22 protein-coding genes are annotated in these 22,344 nt (G+C 66.6%); 11 read left to right on the forward strand and 11 right to left on the reverse strand.

The genetic code is table 11. From position 1 onward, the window contains the following. The first annotated feature begins 106 nt into the window (after positions 1–106). Positions 107–928 (forward strand): EamA family transporter, encoded by an 822-nt coding sequence (locus tag D7Y61_RS05065; protein WP_180865361.1) that lies wholly within the window; start codon positions 107–109, stop codon positions 926–928. A gap of 104 nt (positions 929–1,032) precedes the next feature. Here D7Y61_RS05065 and rimI read toward each other — a convergent pair whose 3' ends face one another. The 3 genes from rimI to pssA are packed head-to-tail and all read right to left on the reverse strand — an operon-like array spanning position 1,033 to position 2,812. After that, a complete protein-coding gene (gene rimI / locus D7Y61_RS05070) occupies positions 1,033–1,530 on the reverse strand; it encodes a ribosomal protein S18-alanine N-acetyltransferase (RefSeq protein ID WP_180865362.1) in 498 nt (165 codons plus the stop codon). Further along, a complete protein-coding gene (locus tag D7Y61_RS05075) occupies positions 1,527–2,039 on the reverse strand; it encodes a hypothetical protein (RefSeq protein WP_180865363.1) in 513 nt (170 codons plus the stop codon). Before D7Y61_RS05075 ends, rimI begins: the two co-directional genes overlap by 4 nt. Continuing rightward, on the reverse strand, positions 2,036–2,812 hold the full coding sequence (gene pssA, locus D7Y61_RS05080; RefSeq protein ID WP_046983850.1) for a CDP-diacylglycerol--serine O-phosphatidyltransferase: 777 nt from the start codon (positions 2,810–2,812) through the stop codon (positions 2,036–2,038). The genes D7Y61_RS05075 and pssA overlap by 4 nt, the downstream gene beginning before the upstream one ends. A gap of 80 nt (positions 2,813–2,892) precedes the next feature. Between pssA and D7Y61_RS05085 the strand changes: the two genes are divergently transcribed. The 3 genes from D7Y61_RS05085 (at position 2,893) to D7Y61_RS05095 (ending at position 6,156) form a co-directional block, all read left to right on the forward strand. Then, positions 2,893–3,267 (forward strand): DUF4124 domain-containing protein, encoded by a 375-nt coding sequence (locus D7Y61_RS05085; protein WP_180865364.1) that lies wholly within the window; start codon positions 2,893–2,895, stop codon positions 3,265–3,267. A 578-nt stretch (positions 3,268–3,845) separates the two neighbouring features. Then, the gene (locus D7Y61_RS05090) at positions 3,846–5,549 is read left to right on the forward strand and encodes a proline--tRNA ligase (protein WP_180865365.1); all 1,704 of its coding nucleotides are present in this window, start codon (positions 3,846–3,848) and stop codon (positions 5,547–5,549) included. A gap of 223 nt (positions 5,550–5,772) precedes the next feature. Then, a complete protein-coding gene (locus D7Y61_RS05095; RefSeq protein WP_005408004.1) occupies positions 5,773–6,156 on the forward strand; it encodes an H-NS family nucleoid-associated regulatory protein in 384 nt (127 codons plus the stop codon). A 123-nt stretch (positions 6,157–6,279) separates the two neighbouring features. Here D7Y61_RS05095 and D7Y61_RS05100 read toward each other — a convergent pair whose 3' ends face one another. Next, the gene (locus D7Y61_RS05100; RefSeq protein WP_180865366.1) at positions 6,280–7,539 is read right to left on the reverse strand and encodes a threonine/serine ThrE exporter family protein; all 1,260 of its coding nucleotides are present in this window, start codon (positions 7,537–7,539) and stop codon (positions 6,280–6,282) included. 93 nt (positions 7,540–7,632) lie between these two features. Between D7Y61_RS05100 and D7Y61_RS05105 the strand changes: the two genes are divergently transcribed. The 4 genes from D7Y61_RS05105 to D7Y61_RS05120 are packed head-to-tail and all read left to right on the forward strand — an operon-like array spanning position 7,633 to position 11,151. After that, positions 7,633–8,754, forward strand: a complete 1,122-nt coding sequence (locus D7Y61_RS05105; protein ID WP_180865367.1) for an ABC transporter permease — start codon at positions 7,633–7,635, stop codon at positions 8,752–8,754. A gap of 1 nt (position 8,755) precedes the next feature. Continuing rightward, on the forward strand, positions 8,756–9,583 hold the full coding sequence (locus D7Y61_RS05110; RefSeq protein ID WP_180865368.1) for an ABC transporter ATP-binding protein: 828 nt from the start codon (positions 8,756–8,758) through the stop codon (positions 9,581–9,583). 3 nt (positions 9,584–9,586) lie between these two features. After that, positions 9,587–10,513 carry an MlaD family protein gene (locus D7Y61_RS05115; protein ID WP_180865369.1) on the forward strand — a complete coding sequence of 309 codons (927 nt, stop codon included), beginning with the start codon at positions 9,587–9,589 and terminating at the stop codon, positions 10,511–10,513. Next, complete coding sequence (locus D7Y61_RS05120) at positions 10,510–11,151, forward strand: ABC-type transport auxiliary lipoprotein family protein (RefSeq protein ID WP_180865370.1); 642 nt, start codon at positions 10,510–10,512, stop codon at positions 11,149–11,151. Before D7Y61_RS05115 ends, D7Y61_RS05120 begins: the two co-directional genes overlap by 4 nt. Before the next feature lie 4 nt (positions 11,152–11,155). Here the strand turns inward: D7Y61_RS05120 and D7Y61_RS05125 are convergent, their stop codons facing one another. Genes D7Y61_RS05125 through D7Y61_RS05135 form a run of 3 tightly spaced genes read right to left on the reverse strand, consistent with a single transcriptional unit; the run spans position 11,156 to position 13,155 of the window. Continuing rightward, a complete protein-coding gene (locus D7Y61_RS05125; RefSeq protein WP_180865371.1) occupies positions 11,156–11,743 on the reverse strand; it encodes an alpha-ketoglutarate-dependent dioxygenase AlkB family protein in 588 nt (195 codons plus the stop codon). A gap of 46 nt (positions 11,744–11,789) precedes the next feature. Beyond that, entirely contained in the window at positions 11,790–12,422 is a 633-nt protein-coding gene (locus D7Y61_RS05130) for a CoA transferase subunit B (RefSeq protein WP_054170964.1), read from the reverse strand. Between the two features lies 1 nt (position 12,423). After that, complete coding sequence (locus D7Y61_RS05135; RefSeq protein WP_049434964.1) at positions 12,424–13,155, reverse strand: CoA transferase subunit A; 732 nt, start codon at positions 13,153–13,155, stop codon at positions 12,424–12,426. Positions 13,156–13,313: 158 nt separating this feature from the next. On the opposite strand from D7Y61_RS05135, the gene D7Y61_RS05140 reads away from it, so the two are divergent. The 3 genes from D7Y61_RS05140 to D7Y61_RS05150 all read left to right on the forward strand — a co-directional run bounded on the left by D7Y61_RS05140 (position 13,314) and on the right by D7Y61_RS05150 (position 18,803). Continuing rightward, a complete protein-coding gene (locus D7Y61_RS05140) occupies positions 13,314–15,944 on the forward strand; it encodes a DEAD/DEAH box helicase (RefSeq protein WP_180865433.1) in 2,631 nt (876 codons plus the stop codon). Between the two features lie 96 nt (positions 15,945–16,040). After that, on the forward strand, positions 16,041–17,387 hold the full coding sequence (locus tag D7Y61_RS05145) for a phosphomannomutase (protein ID WP_180865372.1): 1,347 nt from the start codon (positions 16,041–16,043) through the stop codon (positions 17,385–17,387). Between the two features lie 12 nt (positions 17,388–17,399). Then, on the forward strand, positions 17,400–18,803 hold the full coding sequence (locus tag D7Y61_RS05150; RefSeq protein ID WP_180865373.1) for a mannose-1-phosphate guanylyltransferase/mannose-6-phosphate isomerase: 1,404 nt from the start codon (positions 17,400–17,402) through the stop codon (positions 18,801–18,803). An 87-nt stretch (positions 18,804–18,890) separates the two neighbouring features. Here D7Y61_RS05150 and rfbD read toward each other — a convergent pair whose 3' ends face one another. Genes rfbD through rfbB form a run of 4 tightly spaced genes read right to left on the reverse strand, consistent with a single transcriptional unit; the run spans position 18,891 to position 22,292 of the window. Further along, positions 18,891–19,784 (reverse strand): dTDP-4-dehydrorhamnose reductase, encoded by an 894-nt coding sequence (gene rfbD / locus D7Y61_RS05155; protein WP_180865374.1) that lies wholly within the window; start codon positions 19,782–19,784, stop codon positions 18,891–18,893. Next, positions 19,781–20,338, reverse strand: coding sequence for a dTDP-4-dehydrorhamnose 3,5-epimerase (gene rfbC / locus D7Y61_RS05160; protein ID WP_180865375.1), 558 nt, complete (start codon positions 20,336–20,338; stop codon positions 19,781–19,783). Before rfbC ends, rfbD begins: the two co-directional genes overlap by 4 nt. Further along, positions 20,335–21,222, reverse strand: a complete 888-nt coding sequence (gene rfbA / locus D7Y61_RS05165) for a glucose-1-phosphate thymidylyltransferase RfbA (protein ID WP_180865376.1) — start codon at positions 21,220–21,222, stop codon at positions 20,335–20,337. Before rfbA ends, rfbC begins: the two co-directional genes overlap by 4 nt. Positions 21,223–21,236: 14 nt before the next feature. Beyond that, complete coding sequence (gene rfbB, locus D7Y61_RS05170; protein ID WP_180865377.1) at positions 21,237–22,292, reverse strand: dTDP-glucose 4,6-dehydratase; 1,056 nt, start codon at positions 22,290–22,292, stop codon at positions 21,237–21,239. Between the last annotated feature and the right edge of the window lie 52 nt (positions 22,293–22,344).

Here is a 22,344-nt window from a genome sequence, read left to right on the forward strand (position 1 = left end):
CCTCCGCTCTGGTGGGTGCGGACCTTGGTCCGCACTGAGCGATGTGCCAGCCAAGGTTGGCACCCACCAAATCCGGAACGTTTCACCCGCATGGCATCATCGCCCGATGCCTCTTTCCATTTTCCTGCTGGTCCTCGCGGCTGCGGCCCTGCACGCCAGCTGGAATGCGATCGTCAAACGCGGGCCGGACAAATTCCTCGGCACCGTACTGGTCACCGGCAGCGCCGCGCTGCTGTCGGCGGCCGCCCTGCCCTTCCTGCCGTTCCCGGCCGCGCACAGCTGGTCGTGGCTGGGCGCGTCGGTGCTGCTGCAGGTGACGTACTACGGCCTGGTCGCACGCTGCTACCAGCAGGTCGACATGAGCCTGGCCTATCCCCTGATGCGTGGCAGCGCGCCGATCCTGGTTGCGCTGGCCGGCACCCTGCTGGGCGAGCAGCTGCCACCGGCGGCATGGCTGGGCGTGGTGCTGGTCAGCACCGGCATCCTGTGCATGGCACTGGGTGCGCGCGGTGGCCAACTGCGCTTGCCACTGCTGACCGCGGCGATGATCGCCACCTACACCCTGGTCGATGCGCAGGGCGCGCGCCAGTCCGGCAGCGCACTCAGTTACACGCTGTGGCTGTTCCTGCTGTCGGGCATTCCCCTGCCGTTGTGGGCGTTGTACACGCGCGGCGGCGCGGTGCTGGACTATGCGCGGCAGCATTGGCCGCTGGGTCTGGCCGGCGGCGTCGGCACCACGGCGTCCTACGCGATGGCCTTGTGGGCGATGACCCAGGCGCCGGTGGCGATGGTCTCGGCGCTGCGCGAATCATCGATCCTGTTCGCGCTGCTGATCTCGGTGTTCCTGCTGCGCGAACGCATACCGCGCGCGCGCTGGCTGGCGGCGGCGTTGATTGTGGGTGGGGTATTGGCATTGCGGCTGGCGTGAGCAGACCGTGCCAACCAAGGTTGGCATCTATCACGGCAGGTGATGTGTCGATGACGGCGGAGATCCATCGGTAGTGCCAGCCGCTGGCCGGCAGCCCTTCTCCGTTACAGCGGCGGCATCGCCTGCAGGTCACCGTCGACCAGCTCGATGGCCATCACCACCGCATCCTCGCGGCCCTGTGCCGCCGGGTAGTAGCGTGGACGGCGGCCGATCTCGTTGAAGCCTTCGCTGTGGTACAGCGCCAGCGCAGGTGTGTTGGACGGACGCACTTCCAGGAACACGCGCTGCGCACCCCGGTTGCCCGCCAACTGCACCAGTGCGCGCAGCAGTTGACGACCCAGCCCACGCGATTGCGCCAGCGGATCGATGCAGACGTTGAGCACATGGGCCTCGTCGGCAGCGATGCTGAGCACGCCGTAGCCGATCAACTCGCCGTCGCGCTCCATTGCCAGACCGGGATAACCGGCACGCAGGCAATCGACGAAGATGCCGCGGGTCCACGGGAACGGATAGCCGCGCACCTCGATGGCCATCACCGCATTGAGGTCACTTTCGCGCAATGCGCGCAGGCTGACCGGGCCGGGCTGGCTGACCGCGCTCATGCACCGCCCCGCTTGCGCAGGGCACGCAACTGCGGCCACAACGCGCGCTTGGCGGCCGGATCCTGGCGCAGCTGGTCCAGCGGCCAGCTGTCCATCAGCGCCTGCGTGGCGGGATCGTTGGGATTGCAGCCGGAGGCACGCAGCAGTGCGATCTGCAGGCGATCCGGGAGCCGCACCACCGGTTGCCGGGCATTGCCACCCGGCAGCGGTCGGACCGGTGCCGGCGCGGTATCCGGTGCAGTGACGGGGGTCTCGCGACGCGGCGATGCCGGGCGCTCCTGGCGGGATGCCGGAGCGGATTCGCCGCGGGGTTCCAGCGATGGAGATGCAACGCCGACCCGCGTCGATTCCGCTGGGGGCGCGGCGGCCGCCTCGGCTTCGGCCACGCTCAACTGCAACGCGGCGTCCAGTTCGGCGGCCAGCTGGCCGTCGTGATACACGGTGTAGCCCATGGCCTGCAGCCAGGCCTGCTGGGCCGGTGACCACAGCACGGGCAGGTCCTGGCTCACGCGGCCTCGGGCTTCTTGCGCAGGCGCTGCACGGCCCACATCACCGGACCGGACAAGGCGTACAGGATGCCCACCGCGAACAGCACGCGCGGCAGATCAATGACCGCGATGGCGATCGCCACCGGCACCAGTGCCAGCACCAGGAACGGCACGCGATCGGAACGGCCGCCCTTGGCGGCACCGCCCTTGAAGCTCCAGAAGCGGATGCGGCTGACCATCAGCAACGCCGCGACGATCGTCACCGCCAGCGCCACGTAGCGCAGCTGGTTGCCGTCCCAGCCCAGGTTGCCATCGGCGAAGGCCCAGACGAAGGACATCATCAGGCCGGCCGCAGCCGGGCTGGCCAGGCCGACGAACCAGCGCTTGTCGACCACCGCCACCTGGGTGTTGAAGCGGGCCAGGCGCAGTGCCGCGCAGGCGGCATACAGGAACGCCACCGCCCAGCCGACCCGCCCGAGCAGCGGGTCATCGAACTTCAGCCACGACAGCGACCAGTGGTACATCACCAGCGCCGGGGCCATGCCGAAACTGACCAGATCGGCCAGCGAGTCGTACTGCACGCCGAACTCGCTGCTGGTACCGGTCAGGCGCGCCACGCGCCCGTCCAGGCCATCCATCACCGCCGCCACGAACACGGCGATGCTGGCATTGACGAAATCCCCGTTGGCCGCGGCGATGATCGCGTAGAAGCCGGCGAACAGGCCAGCGGTGGTGAACAGGTTGGGCAGCAGGTAAATCGTGCGCGAACGCGGCGGCGGTGTGATCGGGTCCATGGAATCCAGTTTAATCGACTTGCCAGTGCTCGGCGCCAATGCTGCAATCGGCGTTCTACGCCCATTCCATGGAGTTTGCCATGCGCGCCCTGTACTGCCTTGGATGCCTGCTGCTGTTGGCCAGTGCCAGCGCCGTGGCCGGCCCAGTCTATAAATGGAAGGACGCCAATGGCGTGACCCAGTACTCGGAGACCCCGCCGGCCGGCAAGAAGTTCGAGACCCGCGAGCAGGCACGCAGCCCGCAGCCCGCGGCCAGCGCCGAAACCCCGGCCGCGCCGGTGCCGGAGCAGTGCAGCACCGCCCGTGCCAACCTGGCCCTGCTGGACGGCTCCGGCCAGGTGATGCAGGACACCAATGGCGACGGCAAGGCCGATACCCCATTGACCCCGGAACAGCGCAGCGCGCAGAAGGGATTGGCGGAAGCCGCCATCAAGGCGTACTGCCCGGCGGAGTGAGGGTATCGGCAGGGCTTGCAGCCCTGCACCTGCTCAATGCAAAAGCAAAAGCAAAAGCCAGAGCGGCATTCCGTGGGATGGCGGGGCACTGTGGGTTTGCGGGGACGCCGTAAACCCGTCCATGGGGGCTTGGTCGCCGCATCCATGCGGCTCACACCCCGCAAACCCACAGTGCCCCGCCTTCGACAGATTCCGGCGGCTGTTGGTAGGTGTCGACCTTGGTCGACACAGTAGGTCCACGCCATGCGTGGATGACTCATTCGATATCTGACAGATGTGTCGACCAAGGTCGACACCCACCAAGGCAATACGTCGTTCCGACAGATCGCGGAAAACTGTCGAAGGCGGGGTGGGTCAGGTTGCGGAGGTGTCAGCCGCATGGATGCGGCTGCCAAGCCCCCAGGGACGGGTTTACGGCGCCCCCCGCAACCGGACCCACCCCGCCATCCCACGTATAGCCCGCTGTTGCCGTTGCTGTTGACGTTGCTTGAGGCGGGTGCAGGGCGCAGCCCTGCCAGTACCCCCCACCCCGGCCGGGCTGGCAGAATAGGCGTCTCTGCCGTTATCCGAAGCCGACGATGCGCCTCTCCCAGTTCCACCTGCACACCACCAAGGAAACCCCCAGCGACGCCGAGCTCACCAGCCACCGGCTGATGCTGCGTGCGGGCATGATCCGCAAGCTGGCATCGGGCCTGTACACCTGGTCGCCGCTGGGCCTGCGTGTGCTGCGCAAGGTCGAGCGCATCGTCCGTGAGGAAATGGACCGGGCCGGTGCCGTGGAATTCCAGATCCCGACCATCCAGCCGAAGGAACTGTGGGAGCAGACCGGGCGCTGGCAGAAGTTCGGCCCGCAGCTGCTGAAGATCAAGGACCGCAAGGACCAGGTGTTCTGCTACAGCCCGACCGCCGAAGAAGCCGCCTGCGACTTCGCGCGCAGCGAGCTGTCCAGCTACAAGCAGCTGCCGGTGAACTTCTACCAGGTGCAGACCAAGTTCCGCGACGAGATCCGCCCGCGTTTCGGCGTGATGCGTTCGCGCGAGTTCCTGATGAAGGACGCCTACTCGTTCCACCTCCACGATGAGTGCCTGGTGCGCGAGTACGAGAACATGAAGTCGGCCTACAGCCGCATCTTCACCCGCCTCGGCCTGGATTTCCGCATGGTGCAGGCCGACTCCGGTGCGATCGGTGGCGATGCCTCGCAGGAATTCCACGTGATCGCCGATTCCGGCGAGGACGCGCTGGTGTTCTCCACCGGCTCGGATTACGCAGCGAACATGGAAGCGGCCATTGCGGCCGATCCGGCCCCGCGTGCGGCCGCCGGCGAAGCCATGCGCAAGGTCGACACCCCCACCCAGAAGACCTGCGAGGACGTCGCGGCCCTGCTCGGCATCGACCTGCAGCGCACCGTGAAGTCGGTGGCGCTGGTCGCCGGCGAAGGCGACGCACAGCAGTTCGTGCTGGTGCTGGTGCGCGGCGACCATGAAGTCAACGAAATCAAGCTGGCCAAGGTCGCCGGCTTGGACGAGCAGCGCTTTGCCAGCGAAGCGGAAATCGCCGATCACCTGGGCAGCGTGCCGGGCTTCCTCGGCCCGGTCGCTCCGGCCAGGGCCATCCGCGTGGTCGCCGATCGCGAAGTGGCGGCCATGTCCGACTTCGTCGTGGGTGCCAACGAAGCAGGTTTCCATCTGGCCGGCGTCAACTGGGGCCGCGACCTGCCGGAACCGGAAGTGGCCGACATCCGCAACGTGCGTGCCGGTGACCGCGCGCTGGACGGTGGCGAATTGAAGATCGCCCGTGGCATCGAAGTCGGCCACGTGTTCCAGCTCGGCCGCAAGTACGCCGAAGCACTGGATGCCACCGTGCTGGACGAGAACGGCAAGGCCGCGGTGATGGCGATGGGCTGCTATGGCATCGGCATCTCGCGTGTGGTGGCTGCCGCGATTGAACAGAACCATGACGATGCCGGCATCATCTGGCCGGACGCGATGGCGCCGTGGCAGGTGGTGGTGTGCGTGATCAACCCGAAGGGCGACGCTGCCGTGGCCGATGCCGCTGGCAACCTGCTGCAGGAACTGCGCGACGCGGGCCTGGATGCGGCACTGGATGACCGTGGCCTGCGCCCGGGTGCGATGTTCGCCGACATGGAACTGATCGGCATTCCGCACCGCGTGGTGGTGAGCGAGCGCGGCCTGGCCGCCGGTACCTACGAGTACCGCTCGCGCCGCGCCAGCGAAGCGGAAAGCCTGGACAAGGCCACCCTGCTGCAGCGCCTGCAGGGTTGATCGGGGAAAGACCGGGGCATGCCCCGGTCTTTTTTTTGTCCCCCATCCATGGGATCGATATTGCAGCGGACATAATCCGGTCAAAATCGACGCAATGCAGCCGGGACGCCGCCACGCCATGACCCTCCTGCATTTGTGCTGGGATTAATTCATCTTTATTCTGTGCCGCGACGCCATGGACTGGCTCGTCCCGTCCACATATTAGTTTCCGGAGTAACCGTAAATGAGCATTGACCTGACCGGCCTGTCGGCACGCGAGCTGGGCGCCCTGATCCGTACCGCCAAGAAACAGCAGACCATCGTCGCCAAGCGCCGGCCGATCACCAAGGTCCGGGCCCAGCTGACCAAGCTGGCCAAGACCGAGGGTTACACCATCGAAGAACTGTTCGGCGGCGCCCCTGCCCCGCGCGCGCGCAAGGCCGCCCCGGCAGCCAAGGCGCCGTCGAAGACCGCCGGCCGCAAGCTGGGCAAGGTTGCGCCGAAGTACCGTAACCCGGCCAACCCGAAGGAAACCTGGACCGGCCGTGGCAAGCAGCCGCGCTGGATGGCCGAGCTGACCGCCAAGGGCAACAAGAAGCCGGAAGACTTCCTGATCAAGAAGGCCTGAGGCCGGATCAGGTTGGAATGAAAAACGCCGGCGGAAGCCGGCGTTTTTCATTGAAGGTGTGTGGACCAAGGTCCACACCCACAAGAAGCACCCCCTCCCGGTGTGTGGACCAATGGTCCACACCTACAGGGTTTTGCGAGCGGGCATCAGCAGGTTGCCGAACAGCAGGCCGGCCACCAGCGCCATCACCACGTTGAGCACGGTGAGGAACACGCTCTGGCCAGCGCCGACATCCTGCTGCTGGACCAGGGTCAGCACGCCACGCAGGCTGGTACTGCCGGGCACCATCATGATGATGCCGGGCAGGCGGATGATCGCACCCGGGCGGCCGACCAGGCGGCCGAACAGGTTGCCACCGGCGGTCAGCAGCATGGCCGACAGGAAGATGCCGGCCGGCGCGCCCCAGGCATGGCCACCGAACTTGGAGATGGCATAGCCGGCCACCGAGGCCGCGATCACCCACGGGTAATCGCGGCGGTTGGCCTTGAACAGCATCGCGAAAGCGAATGCTGCGGTCAGCAGCGAGCCCCACTCCACCCACGGCCCCTGCGGCCGCGCGGCCCGGATCACCGGATCAAGGCCCAGGACATCGGCCAGGGTCACCGCGATCATCGCGCCCACGCTGAGCTTCATGATGGTGGTCAACGCGCCGGCGAAGCGCGCGGTACCGGAGACCCAATGCTGGCTGGCGAGTTCATTGACCGCATTGGTCAGCGACATGCCCGGCAGCAGCACCACCAGCGAGGCAATGATCACCGTGTTGAGGTTGAGTGCGCCGACAAAAGACGCGACCAGGGTCGCGACCATGCCGGCCAACAGCGCCGCCAGTGCCTCGGCCGCTTCGCGGCTGGCCGGGCGACGGTCGGTGACCATGCCGAGCAGGCCGATCATCAGGCCAATGACACCGGCGGTGGCGATGTCCAGCCACGGTAGCTTCCACATGCCGGCCACGCCGGCCGCGCCGAGGGTGAACGAAAGGATGGTGCGCAGCTTGCCGCGCCGGCCCGGATCCTTGTCCAGCTGGCGCAGCGCGGTGTGGCCCTGGGCAATGCTCATCCGGCCGTTGGCCACTTCTTCGGCGATGTGGTCGGCGACGCTGAGCTTGTGCAGGTCGTTCTCGCCGGGTGCCAGGCGGATCACGCGGGTGATGTCGCTGGAGCCGATCGCCTGCGCCGGGTCGCTGAAGCTGAGGATGATACCGGTGGGATTCGACCACGGTTCACAATCCAGATCGAGCTGGCGGGCCAGTGCCACCACGGCCGTTTCCAGGCGCTGGGCCGTGGTGCCGTAGCTGTGCAGGCGTCCGGCGATCTCGGAAACAAAGGCCACGCGCTGTGCGTAGGTGGCCTGGGGCGTGGGGATCGTGTGAGCGTCTGCGGACATGCGCCGTAGTATTACCTACTGCCGGGCCGCACTGGATAAATTCATCCGGGTTCGACGCGATGCCCGATACAGAACGGTTATGCTGCGACCCGAATGGCCCAAGTGACCCCGAACCACGCCCCCCAGCTCGAACAGGATGCCCATGACCCGGGCGTGATTCGCCTGTCCGGCACCTGGACCCTGAAGACCGCGCTGGCCGCGGCTGAAGTCCTGCGCGGCGTTCCCGACACGCTGACCGGCATCGACGCCACCGGCATCGAGAAGATGGATTCGGCAGGCGTGCTGCAGGTACTGCGCGTGGCCCATCGCGCCGACCTTGGCGAAGACGCACTGAAGTTCCGCCCGGATCATCAGGCACTGGTGTGCACCATCGAGGAAGTGGCCGACGACCGGCCCAGGCCCAAGCGCGATTTCGGCGTATTGGCCGCACTGGAACGTCTGGGTGTCAGCGTCCACGCCACCGGCCACAACATCAAGGCGCTGTGCAGTTTCCTCGGCGAGAACCTGGTCAAGGCGGCCCGGCTGGTCAAGGAACCCCGCCGGTTCCGCCTGACCGCCACCGTGCACCAGATGGAGCAGGTCGGGCTGGACGCGGTACCGCTGGTTGCGTTGCTGTCCTACCTGGTGGGTGCGGTGATCGCCTTCCTCGGCTCGACCATCCTGCGCGACTTCGGCGCCGAGATCTATGTGGTGGAACTGGTCAACATTGCCTTCCTGCGCGAGTTCGCGGTGCTGCTGACCGCGATCGTGCTGGCCGGCCGCACTGCCAGTGCATTCACCGCGCAGATCGGCGCGATGAAGGCGCGCGAGGAAATCGATGCCATGCGCACGCTGGGCCTGGATCCGATCGACCTGCTGGTGCTGCCACGGTTGCTGGCGTTGCTGGTTACGCTGCCGCTGCTGACCTTCATTGCGATGGTCGCCGGCCTGGCCGGCGGCATCACCGTGGGTGCGTTCGACCTGGATATCCCGCCACAGATGTACATCGCGCGCATGCACGAGACGATGGAAGTCCGGCACATGCTGGTTGGCCTGTCGAAGGCACCGGTGTTTGCACTGGTGATCGGCCTGATCGGCTGCCTGGAAGGACTGAAGGTCGAAGGCACCGCGCAGTCGGTGGGTGAGCGCACCACCTCCAGCGTGGTGCAGACGATCTCGCTGGTGATCATCATCGACGCCTTCGCGGCGTTGTGGTTCATGCACATGGACTGGTGACATGAGCACGCATCCGACGCCCGAGGAACTCCCCATGCAGGACGGTGACGGCCACGACCTGGCCATCCGCGTGCGCGGGCTGCTCAACCGCTTCGGCAGCCAGACCGTGCACGAAGACCTGGACCTGGACGTGCGCCGCGGCGAGATCCTGGGCGTTGTCGGTGGCTCGGGCACCGGCAAGTCGGTGCTGATGCGCTCGATCCTTGGCCTGCGCACGCCCGATGCGGGGCAGATCGAAGTCCTCGGCCGCGACGCACGCGCCGACGACGCCGAGAGCCGCCTGCACATCGAGCGCAACACCGGCGTGCTGTTCCAGGACGGCGCCCTGTTCTCTTCGCTGACCGTGGGCGAAAACGTGCAGGTGCCGCTGAAAGAGCACCATCGCGAACTACCCGAGCGCTGGCATTACGAGTTGGCACTGCTGAAGGTGAAGCTAGCCGGCCTGCCCGCCGATGCGATCAACAAGCTGCCCTCGCAGCTGTCCGGTGGCATGCGCAAGCGTGCGGGCCTGGCCCGTGCGCTGGCGCTGGACCCGCCGCTGCTGTTCCTGGACGAACCGACCGCCGGGCTCGACCCGATCGGTGCGGCCGCGTTCGACCGCCTGATCAAGACCCTGCAGGAAGCGTTGGGGCTGACCGTGTTCCTGATCACCCACGACCTGGACACGCTGTACGCCATCTGCGACCGGGTGGCGGTAATCGCCGATCGCAGGGTGGTGGCCAACGCGCCACTGCCGGAGATCGAGAAACTGGACCATCCGTGGATCCAGGAGTACTTCCACGGACCCCGTGCGCGTGCCGCGCGCGGCGAACAGATCGAGAGTGCCTGAGCCATGGAAACCAAAGCCAACTACGTGCTGATCGGCGCGTTCACCCTGATCACCGGCCTGGCCCTGCTGGCCTTTGGCCTGTGGGCGGCCAAGTACTCCTCCGACCGTACCTGGCAGGAATACCGCGTGGTGTTCCGCGAGGCCGTGACCGGCCTGTCGGTGGGCAGCCCGGTGCAGTACAACGGCATCGCGGTGGGTTCGATCATCGAACTGAACCTGGTGCCGGACGACCCGCGCCAGGTGGTCGCACGCATCCGCCTGAACTCGACCACCCCGGTCAAGACCGATACCCGTGCCAAGCTGGCGATCACCAGCCTGACCGGCCCGTCGATCATCCAGCTCAGCGGCGGCACGCCGCAGTCGCCGGCGCTGACCACGGTCAACAAGGACCCGGCCCCGATCATTCCGACCACGCCGTCGGCGCTGCAGAACATCACCGACGTGGCCAACCGCATCGTCGAACGCATGGACCAGATCCTCAGCGACCGCAACGTGGCCTCGATCAATGCCACGCTGGCCAATCTGGAGACGATCAGCGGCGGCCTGGCCGACCGCGACCAGGGCACCCAGGCGCTGCTGCTCAGCGCGCGCGATGCCGCGCGCAGCCTGGACACCACGCTGAAGACCACCAACGGCACCATCGAGCGCCTGGACAAGAACCTGGTGCAGCAGCTGCCGGGCATCATCGACAAGCTCGACGCCACCCTGGGCAAGCTGGATTCGGCCGCCGGCAATGCCGACTCGATCCTTGGCGAGAACCGCGCCGCGATCAACAGCTTCGCCAACGACGGCCTCGGCCAGCTGGGCCCGACGCTGACCGAACTGCGCGGCCTGATCCGCGACCTGCGCCGGGTCAGCGACCGCCTCGAGAACAACCCCGCGCGCTACCTGCTGGGCCGCGACGCACCGAAGGAGTTCGAACCCAAATGAGCCCGACCACCCTTCCGCGCCTGTTGCTGGCCGCTTCAATGGTCGCCCTGCTGGGCGGCTGCTCCATCCTTGGCAGCAGCGAGAAAACCGCAGTGACGCTGTACTCGCCGTCCGTGCAGGTGAAGGCCGACCCGGCGTGGCCACAGGTGGGCTGGCAGCTGGTGCTGGCCAAGCCCAGCGCCGCGCGCATGGTCGACAGCCCGCGTATCAACGTGCGGCCGACGCCGTCGCAGCTGGAGATCTACAAGGGCGCCAGCTGGGCACAGCCGGCCACCGACATGATCGAGGACACCCTGCTGCGCGGCTTCGAGGACTCCGGCCGCATCCGTGGCGTGGCGCGCAGCAGTGCCGGCATCCGTGCCGACTACAAGCTGTCCACCGATGTGCGCCGCTTTGAATCGGACTACCTGGGCCAGGCCACGCCCACCGTGGTGATCGAGGTCAACGCCAAGCTGATCCACGTGGCCGACCAGCGCGTGGTGGCCGCCCGCACCTTCCGCCAGGCACAGCCGGTCGGCAGTACCGACGTGCCGGCGGTTGCCGCCGCGTTCGAGCGCGGCCTGCAGCAGCTGGCACAGGACGTGGTGGGCTGGACACTGACAAGCGGGCAGGCCGACCAGCCGACCGTCGCGCGCTGACCGATCAGCGCGGCGTAATCCAGCGGAACGTCAGGTTGATACGTTCACCCTGCACCCGTGCCATCTTCGGCAGCGCGTGCTGGTAGAAGCGCTGTGTCTGCCCCGCCATCACCAGCAGATCGCCATGGCCGAGCAGGTACTCGGCCTTCCGCGCCGGGTCATCGCGCCGGCGCAGCAGGAAGCGGCGCATCGCACCCAGGCTCAGCGAAGCAATCACCGGGGCCGGCCCCAGTTCGGGCTCGTCATCGCTGTGCCAACCCATGTAATCACCGCCGCCGCGATAGCGGTTCAGCAGCACGCTATTGAAGCGGCCGATGCCCTCCGCCTGCAGGCGCCCGCGCATGGCCTGCAACGCGGGTAGCCAGGGGTGCGGCACGAATTCAGCACCGGAATAGCGGTAGCGCGCCTGCGGATCGCCGATCCAGCAACTCAGCCGCGGCGAATCCACCCAGTTGCCGAACATGCGGATGCGATGGACCTCCCAGCGGACTTCGGCCTGCAGGGCGGACAGGAGCCGGTCGGCATCGGCTGCGGCCAGCCAGCCCGGCAGGTGCTGGACGTCGGCATGGGGCAGGTCGTGGGGGAACAGCATGGCGATCCCTCAAGGAACAGGGCGGCGCTTGGCCGCCCTTGCACTCTCAGCCGCGCTGGAACGCGACGCCGGTCTTTTCCTTAAGCTCGTCATCACTGACACCCGGCGCCGCCTCCACCAGCTGCAGGCCGGCATCGGTCACGTCGAACACGGCCAGGTCGGTGATGATGCGGTCGACCACGCCGACACCGGTCAGCGGCAGCGTGCATTCGGTCAGGATCTTGTGCTCACCGTTCTTGGCGGTGTGCTCCATCAGCACCACCACGCGCTGCACGCCGGCCACCAGGTCCATCGCGCCGCCCATGCCCTTGACCATCTTGCCAGGCACCATCCAGTTGGCCAGGTCACCCTTGTCGGTGACCTGCATGGCGCCGAGGATAGCCAGGTTCACATGGCCACCGCGGATCATCGCGAAGCTGTCGTGGCTGCCGAAGTAGCTGGCACCGGCACGCGCGGTGACGGTCTGCTTGCCGGCATTGATCAGGTCGGCGTCCACTTCGGCGTCGGTCGGGAACGGACCGATGCCGAGCAGGCCGTTTTCCGACTGCAGCCATACGTCCACCCCTTCGGGGATGTGGTTGGCAACCAGGGTCGGCAGGCCGATACCCAGGTTCACGTACGCACCATCGGTCAGTTCGCGGGCGGCACGTGCCGCCATCTCATCGCGGGTCCACGCCATGTCAGTTGCCCTCCGCGCGGATGGTGCGCTGTTCGATACGCTTTTCAGGATGCGGGTTGTGCACGATGCGGTGTACGTAGATGCCCGGCAGGTGCACCTGGTCCGGATCAATCGCGCCGACCGGCACCACCTCCTCCACTTCCACGATGCAGACCTTGCCGGCCATCGCGCAGGCCGGGTTGAAGTTGCGCGCGGTCTTGCGGAACACCAGGTTGCCCGCTTCATCAGCCTTCCACGCCTTGACCAGCGCCACGTCGGCGCGCAGCGCGGTTTCCATCACGTAGTGCTTGCCGTCGAACTCGCGGGTTTCCTTTCCTTCAGCCACCACCGTGCCATAGCCGGTGGCGGTGAAGAACGCCGGGATGCCCGCGCCGCCGGCACGCAGACGCTCGGCCAGGGTGCCCTGCGGGTTGAACTCCAGTTCCAGTTCGCCGGCCAGGAACTGCCGCTCGAATTCCTTGTTCTCGCCCACATAGGACGAAATCATCTTCTTGATCTGCCGGGTTTCCAGCAGCTGGCCCAGACCGAAACCATCAACGCCGGCATTGTTGGAGATCACGGTCAGGCCCTTGGCACCACTGTCGCGCAGCGCGGCGATCAATGCCTCGGGAATGCCACACAGGCCGAAGCCGCCCACGGCCAGCGTCTGGCCATCGGCGACCACCCCTTGCAGGGCCTCCGCCGCACTGGCGAAGCGCTTGCTGCGCTTGCCGGTGGAAGTCGATTGCTGCATTGCTGTACTACCCTGCACGTTGAGGATGACCGCATTCTAGCTGGAGGGCGGCCAAGCGCCTGGATGCGCCGCAGCATTGCACGGGCATCGCACAGGGTTCCGTAGAATGCCGGGTTCCCCTGCCAATGGCCGGCCCCGTGCCCGCCCCACCCTCGTTGATGGCCCATACCTACACCGAAGAAGATCTGCTCCGCTGGATGGAAGGCCGCACGCTGGAAATGAGCGACCATTGCCTGTCGGAAGTCCACAGCATGCGTCTGTTCGGTGACATTCTGGTCGCTGAGGTAAAGATCCCGGCCAAGTACTCCTACCGGGTGGAGATCGACCTGGCCGCCAGCCTTCGCCATCCGCGCAGCCTGCTGCGCAACCGGTGTTCCTGCCCGCTCGGCCACGACTGCCTGCACGTGGCGGCTGTACTGGCGCAGATGCTGCAGCAGATCGACCATACGCCCCCCATGCCCGACGACAGCAGCACACTGCCAACGCTGCTGATCCGTTCGATGACGCCCGTCCTGCGCCTGCACACGGTCGAGTTCCGTCCGCCGTGGCTCGGCCGCCGCGACCCGTCGCAGTGGGCCGATATCGCGACCGTAGCCTTCGAATACGACGAGCACGTGCGGTTCCTGGATGATCCGAGCCTGTTCGCACACGATCCGGAGGGGCAGCTCGCCCTGCTGCCGCGTGACCTGGGTGAGGAATCACGGCGCGAGGCCGAGCTGCGCACGGTGGGACTGCATCGCGACACGGACCCGCGGGCGTCATTGGATGGCGCTGGCCCGCAGTTCCAGCTGCGCACCCATGACTGGACACGGTTCCTGCTGGATGACGTGCCGCGCCTGGAAGCCCTGGGCTGGAAGGTGGAGACGGATGACGATTTCCGCCATCGCATCACCCGGGTGGATGAGATCGACCTGGACATCCAGGCGGACCCGGCGGATGCGGGCTGGTTCAACCTGGGTCTGGACATCCAGGTGGAAGGCCGCAACGTGTCGATGGTTCCGCTGCTGCAGCAGGTGCTGCAGTCCGATCCCCGCTGGATGCGTGGCCAGCTGGACGCCATCGGCGATGACGAGAACATCCTGTTGATGGCAGGCGACAACACCCGCCTGGCACTGCGGGCCGCGCGATTGAAGCCGATCATGGCCCTGCTGGCGGACCTGTTCGCCCAGCGTGGCGCGCCGCTGCGCCTGTCAGCGCTTGACCGTGGCCGCCTGCAGGCGCTGCAGGACACGGCGCGCCTGCAGTTCCGGGGCCGCGACGATACCCAGGCGCTGGTGCAGCGCCTGATACAGGCACCCGCACTGGGTGAAGTGCCGCCACCGGCGGGGCTGGTGGCGACGCTGCGTCCCTATCAGCGTGATGGCCTGTCGTGGCTGCAGTACCTGCGCCAGCAGGGGCTGGGCGGTGTGCTGGCCGATGACATGGGGCTGGGCAAGACCCTGCAGACGCTGGCGCATCTGCTGGTCGAAAAGGAAAGCGGCCGCCTGGACCAGCCGGCACTGCTGGTGGTGCCGACCTCGCTGCTGCACAACTGGCAGAGCGAAGCGGCACGCTTCACCCCTGGCCTGCGCGTGCTGACCCTTCACGGACCGGCGCGTGAAGCACTGTTCGAGGCGATCCCCGGGCACGATCTTGTGCTGACCACCTACCCCCTGCTGTGGCGCGACGAGCAGGCGCTGCAGGCACATGTCTACCATCTGCTGATTCTGGATGAAGCCCAGCAGGTGAAGAATCCGAAGTCGCGTGCGGCCATTACCCTGCGCACGCTGCAGGCCCGCCATCGCCTGTGCCTGACCGGCACGCCACTGGAGAACCATCTGGGCGAGCTGTGGACGCAGTTCGACTTTCTGCTGCCCGGCCTGCTCGGCAGCGAAAAGCAGTTCAACCAGCATTGGCGCCACCCGATCGAGCGTGGCAGCGACCAGCGCCGTGCCCGGCTGCTGGCGCAGCGGCTGCGCCCCTTCATCCTGCGCCGGCGCAAGGACCAGGTCGCATCGGAGCTGCCGCCGAAGACGCTCATCACCCGCGCGGTGGAGATGGAGGGCGGCCAACGCGATCTCTATGAAACCGTGCGTGCGGCGATGGAGAAACAGGTGCGCGAGGCCATCAGCGGCAGCGGGCTGGCGCGCAGCCATATCGTGGTGCTGGATGCCTTGCTGAAGCTGCGCCAGGTCTGCTGCGATCCGCGCCTGCTGCCGGGTGACGCCCCGGCACGCAATGCCGGTTCGGCCAAGCTGGAGCTGCTGCGCGACATGCTGCCGTCGATGGTCGAGGAAGGCCGACGGATCCTGGTGTTCTCACAGTTCACCGGCATGCTGGCGCTGATCGCGCAGGCGCTTGAAGACCTGGGGCTGGCCTATGTGACCCTGACCGGCGACACCCAGGACCGGGCCACACCGGTGCGGCGCTTCATGCAGGGCGAGGTGCCGGTGTTCCTGATCAGCCTGAAGGCCGGTGGCGTCGGGTTGAACTTGACCGCCGCCGACACCGTCATCCATTTCGATCCCTGGTGGAATCCCGCCGCCGAAAACCAGGCCAGCGACCGCGCCCATCGCATCGGCCAGCAGCAGCCGGTGTTCGTCTACCGTCTGATCGCCGCAGGCAGCATCGAAGAACGGATCGCCGAGATGCAGGAACGCAAGGCCCTGCTGGCCGAGTCGATCCTCGAAGGCGGCGGCAGCGCAGGGCCTCGTTTCAGCGAGGAAGATGTGCAGGCACTGTTGGCGCCGCTACCGGGCCTGCCCGCCAAGCGCGCTCGAAGGGCAGGCGGGCGGCAGCGGCAGACCTGACCGCAACGGCCAGTCAGGTGGCGTTTCCCGATGGAAACGATTCCCATACGGGACTAGGACTACAATCAAGGGCTGAGCTTACAAAGGATCTGATCGATGCCCTTACCCGCCTTCAAGGCCTACGATATCCGCGGCCGCGTGCCGGAGGAACTGAACGAAGACCTGGCCCGCCGTATCGGCACGGCCTTGGATGCGCAGCTTGCTCCGGGCCCGGTGGTGCTGGGCCACGACGTTCGGCTGACCAGCCCTGCACTGCAGGACGCGCTGGCGGCTGGCCTGAGGGGAGCGGGTCGCGAAGTGATCGACATCGGCCTGTGCGGCACCGAAGAGGTCTATTTCCAGACCGATCACCTGGCTGCGGCGGGCGGCGTGATGGTCACCGCCAGCCACAACCCGATGGACTACAACGGGATGAAGCTGGTCAAGGAGAATGCGCGACCGATCAGTTCCGATACCGGCCTGTTCGCAATCTCCGACGCCGTCGCCGCCGATACGGCGGAGGCCCAGCCGATGCGTGCCGGACAGGTTGCCCAGCACGACAAGAGCGCTTACATCCAGCACCTGCTGAGCTACATCGACCGCAGCAAGCTCACGCCTCTGAAGATCGTGGCCAACGCCGGCAACGGTGGCGCCGGTGCCATCATCGACCTGCTGGCGCCCCACCTGCCGATCGAGTTCATCCGCATCTGCCACGAGCCCGATGGCAACTTCCCCAACGGCATCCCCAATCCGCTGCTGCCGGAGAACCGCGCGGCTACCGCCGACGCCGTCCGCGAGCACGGTGCGGACTTCGGCATTGCCTGGGACGGTGATTTCGATCGCTGCTTCTTCTTCGACCACACCGGCCGCTTCATCGAGGGCTACTACCTGGTCGGCCTGCTGGCCAAGGCCATCCTCGCCCGCCAGCCGGGCGGCAAGGTCGTGCACGACCCGCGCCTGGTCTGGAACACCGTGGAGATGGTCGAAGCAGCCGGCGGCGTGCCAGTGCTGTGCAAGAGCGGCCACGCCTTCATCAAGGAGAAGATGCGCGCCGAAGACGCGGTATATGGCGGCGAGATGAGCGCACACCATTACTTCCGCGAGTTCGCCTACGCCGACTCCGGCATGATTCCGTGGCTGCTGATCGCCCAGCTGGTTTCCGAAAGCGGCCGCTCGCTGGCCGACTGGGTGGAAGATCGCATGGCGGCATACCCGTGCAGCGGTGAGATCAACTTCAAGGTGGCTGACGCCAAGGCCGCTGTAGCGCGCGTCATGGAGCACTTCGCCGCGCAGTCGCCCACACTGGATCACACCGACGGTGTCAGTGCCGACTTCGGCAGCTGGCGCTTCAATCTGCGCAGCTCCAACACCGAACCCTTGCTGCGCCTGAACGTCGAGGCACGTGGCGATGCATCGCTGATGCAGGCGCGCACCGACGAAATCTCCACTCTTCTGCAGCAGTAAGCGAGGACGACCATGAGCAACATCCAGCCCGTCATCCTCTCCGGTGGTTCCGGCACCCGCCTGTGGCCACTGTCGCGCGAGGCGTATCCAAAACAGTTCCTGCCGCTGGCCGGGGACCTGACGATGCTGCAGGCCACATGGCAGCGTGTCGCCCCTATTGCCGCGCACGGCCCACTGGTGATCGCCAATGAAGAGCACCGGTTCGTGGCCGCCGAACAGCTGCAGCAGGTCGGTGCAGCGGCGGCAGCGATCATCCTGGAACCCGTCGGTCGGAACACCGCTCCGGCCATCGCGGTTGCAGCACTGGAAGCCACCCGCGAGGGCGCCGATGCGCTGCTGCTGGTGCTGCCCTCGGACCATGTGATCACCGATGAGGCGGCCTTCCGCGCGGCCGTGCAGGCTGCGGCCAGTGCTGCCGAAGCCGGCAAGCTGGTGACTTTCGGAATCGTGCCGACCGGCCCGGAAACCGGCTACGGCTACATCAAGGCCGCCGAAGGCCAGGGCCTGCGCGCGGTCGAGCGCTTCGTCGAGAAGCCCGACCTGGAGACCGCCACCGGTTATGTCAGCAGCGGCCAGTACTACTGGAACAGCGGCATGTTCCTGTTCAAGGCCTCGCGTTACCTGCAGGAACTGGAGCGCTTCCAGCCCGACATGCTGGCCGGCAGCCGCCAGGCCTGGCAGCAGGCCCGTCGCGATTCGGATTTCACCCGCCTCGACAAGGAGGCGTTCTCCACCGTTCCCTCCGATTCCATCGACTATGCCGTGATGGAAAAGACCGAAGACGCCGTGGTGATTCCGCTGGACGCCGGCTGGAACGATGTCGGCTCGTGGACAGCCCTGCGCGATGTCTCGCAGCAGGACGGTGATGGCAATGCACACCAGGGCGATGTGATCGCCATCGACTGCCGCAATACGTATGCCTATGCACAGCGCCTGGTGGCGCTGGTGGGCCTGGACGATGTGATCGTGGTCGAAACCGACGACGCCGTGCTGGTTGGCAGGGCCGACCGCATGCAGGAGGTCAAGACCGTGGTGGCGCAGCTGAAGGCCGACGGTCGCAGCGAGGCCACCTGGCATCGCAAGGTCTACCGCCCGTGGGGCGCCTACGATTCGATCGACAACGGCGAGCGTTTCCAGGTCAAGCGCATCACCGTCAAGCCCGGCGGCACGCTGAGCCTGCAGATGCATCACCATCGCGCCGAACACTGGATCGTGGTCAGTGGCACCGCCGAAGTGACCCGTGGCGACGACGTGATCCTGCTCAGCGAGAACCAGAGCACGTACATTCCACTGGGCGTGACCCATCGCCTGCGCAACCCGGGCAAGCTGCCGCTGGAACTGATCGAAGTGCAGTCGGGCAGCTATCTCGGCGAAGACGACATCGTGCGCTTCGAGGACACCTACGGGCGCAGTTGACCCGACGCCCGCCGGCTGGAGTGTGTGCCGACGATTGGTCGGCACACTGTGGATGCACGCGACCACCAATGGTGGTCGCCTACCCGGTCAGGCAATCTCCGCCATCACCCGCTTCAACCCGTCCTGCCACGCCGGCAGCACGATGCCGAAATCCTGCTGCAGCCTGCGGTTGTCCAGCACCGACCAGGCCGGGCGCTTGGCCGGCGTTGGATACTCGGAGCTGGGAATCGCCTCGACCGCCGGCACCTTCGCCAACACGCCGGTAGCCAGCGCTTCGGCGAAGATCGCCTCGGCAAACCCATGCCAGCTGGTCTGGCCACTGGCCGTCAGATGCCACGTTCCAGACAAGTGGCCCGGATGCTGCAGCACCTGCGCGGTGACATCCGCGATCAGCGCGGCCGGCGTCGGGGTACCGATCTGATCGGCCACCACCCGCAACTGTTCGCGTTCTGCTCCCACGCGCAGCATGGTGCGCAGGAAATTGGCCCCATGCGAGGCATACACCCAGGCCGTGCGGAAGATCAGGTGGCGACCGCCGGCCGCGCGCACCGCATCCTCGCCATCACGCTTGCTGGTGCCATACACCCCCAGCGGCGCGGTCGGCTCGCCCTCGCGGTACGGCGCGGTGCCCTGGCCATCGAACACGTAGTCGGTGGAGTAATGCACGAATGGCACGCCGTGCGCTGCGCACCAGCGTGCGATCACACCCGGAGACTGCGCATTGGCCGCAAAGGCCGCATCGACCTCCTGCTCGGCACGGTCCACCGCCGTGTAGGCGGCCGCATTGACCACCAGCGACGGCTGCAGCCGGTCCAGCAGGGCTGGCAGGCTGGCAGGCTGGCCGAAATCAGCGGTTTCGCAGGGGCTGCCATCAGGCAGGACACCGCTGCGGGTGGTCGCGACCACCTTGCCCAGCGGCGTCAGCGCGCGCAGCAGCTCCTGACCGACCTGGCCATTGCCACCGAACACCAGCACGGTCATGGCACGTAGACCGGCAGGCGGTCTTCAGCAATGTCCTTCAGGAAGGGAGCGTTCTCGTCCTTGGACGACAGCACCGGCGCGCTGATCGGCCAATCCACGGCGATGTCGGCATCGTTCCAGCGGATACCTGCATCGGCTTCCTTGACGTATACATCCGTGCACAGATAACTGAACAACGCGCGCTCGGAGAGTACGGCAAAGCCATGGGCGAAGCCTTCCGGAATCCAGAACTGCTTCCTGTTTTCAGCGCTCAGCACTACCGCCTCCCACTGGCCGAAGGTCGGCGAGCCACGGCGGATGTCGACCGCAACGTCGTACACCTCGCCTTCCAGCACGCTGACCAGCTTGCCCTGCGGGCGCGGCCACTGGTAATGCAGGCCGCGCAGCACGCCCTGCGCCGACGTCGATACGTTGCTCTGCACGAAACGGTCCGGCAGACCCAGCGCGGCGAAGCGCTCGGCATTCCAGGTTTCGAAGAAGCAACCGCGGGCATCGCCGAACACGGCCGGCTCGATCACCACGCAGCCGGGCAACTTGGTTTCAATCACTTTCACGGAACGACTCCACGCAGTGCGAGCGTGTGCAGGTACTGGCCGTAGCCATTCTTGATCAGCGGTGCGGCCAACGCTTCCAGCTGCTCGGCGTTGATCCAGCCCTTGCCGAAGGCGATTTCCTCCGGGCAGCAGACCTGCAGCCCCTGCCGGGTCTGGATGGTCTCGATGAAGTTGGACGCTTCCAGCAGCGACTGGTGGGTACCGGTATCGAGCCAGGCATAGCCGCGGCCGAGCGCTTCCAGGTGCAGGTTGCCCTCGGCCAGGTAGCGCTTGTTGAGATCGGTGATCTCCAGCTCGCCGCGCGGCGACGGCTTCAGCTCGGCCGCGTAATCGCTGGCCTTGCCGTCGTAGAAATACAGGCCGGTCACCGCGTAGTTGGAACGCGGTTTCTCCGGCTTCTCGACCAGGTCGATCACCTTGCCGGTCTTGTCGAACTCGGCCACGCCGTAACGCTCCGGGTCATTCACCCAGTAACCGAACACGGTGGCGCCGTCCACGCGCTCGTCCGCGCGCTTGAGCACCTCGCGCAGGCCATGGCCATGGAAGATGTTGTCGCCCAGCACCAGGCAGCTCGGCTTGCCGGCCACGAAATCACGGCCGATCAGGTAGGCCTGTGCCAGGCCATCCGGACTCGGCTGCACGGCGTACTGGATGTCCATGCCCCACTGCGAACCGTCGCCCAGCAGCTGCTGGAACAGGGCCTGCTCGTGCGGGGTGTTGATGATGAGCACTTCACGGATGCCCGCCAGCATCAGCACGCTGAGCGGGTAGTAGATCATCGGCTTGTCGTACACCGGCAGCAGCTGCTTGCTGACGCCCTTGGTGATCGGATACAGGCGGGTGCCGGAGCCACCGGCGAGGATGATGCCCTTGCGCTGGGTCATGTCGTCTCCTGGGTTCAGGCCGCGGTGCCGATGCGCTGCAGGCGGTAGCTGCCGTCCAGCACGCCGTTGACCCATTCCTGGTTGTCCAGGTACCAGTCGACGGTGAAGGTGATGCCCTGCTCGAACGTGTAGGCCGGCTCCCAGCCCAGGTCGTTCTTCAGCTTGGAGGCATCGATCGCATAGCGGCGGTCATGGCCGGGGCGGTCGGTGACGTAGGTGATCTGGCTGCTGCGCGGCTGGCCGTCCGCGCGCGGGCGGCGCTGGTCCAGCAGTGCGCAGATGGCCTGCACCACTTCGATGTTCTGCTTTTCCGAGTTGCCGCCCACGTTGTAGGTCTCGCCCACCTGGCCCTTGGCCAGCACGGTGCGGATCGCCTCACAGTGATCGGACACGAACAGCCAGTCGCGCACCTGCTTGCCGTCGCCATACACCGGCAGCGGTTCGCCGGCCAGCGCCTTGGCGATCACCAGCGGGATCAGCTTCTCGGGGAAGTGGTACGGGCCGTAGTTGTTGGAGCAGTTGGTGGTCAGCACCGGCAACCCGTAGGTGTGGTGGAACGCACGCACCAGATGGTCCGACGCGGCCTTCGACGCCGAGTACGGCGAATTGGGCGCATACGGAGTGGTTTCGCTGAACTTGCCGGTCTCGCCCAGGGTGCCGTACACCTCGTCGGTGGACACGTGCAGGAAGCGGAAGGCCGCGCCCTGTTCTGCCGGCAGCGCCTTCCAGTAGTCACGGACCGCTTCCAGCAGGCCCAGAGTGCCCACCACGTTGGTCTGGATGAAAGCGCCCGGGCCGTCGATGGAGCGGTCCACGTGGCTCTCGGCGGCGAAATTCAGCACGGCGTCGGGCTGATGTTCGGCCAGCAGGCGGGTGACCAGATCACGGTCGCCGATGTCGCCCTGCACGAATACGTGATCCGGGTTGCCGTCCAGGCTGGACAGGGTCTTCAGGTTGCCGGCGTAGGTCAGCACGTCGAGGTTGACGACCTTGATGCCGCGGGCGACGGCTTCAAGAACGAAGTTACCGCCAATGAATCCGGCGCCGCCGGTGACAAGCCATGTGGGCACTACCTGTTCTCCTGATGGTGATTCGTGGGTCGGGCCTTCATGGCCGCGACAA

The sequence above is a fragment of the Stenotrophomonas maltophilia genome (assembly GCF_013464485.1).
Classification (GTDB): Bacteria; Pseudomonadota; Gammaproteobacteria; order Xanthomonadales; family Xanthomonadaceae; genus Stenotrophomonas; species Stenotrophomonas maltophilia_AW.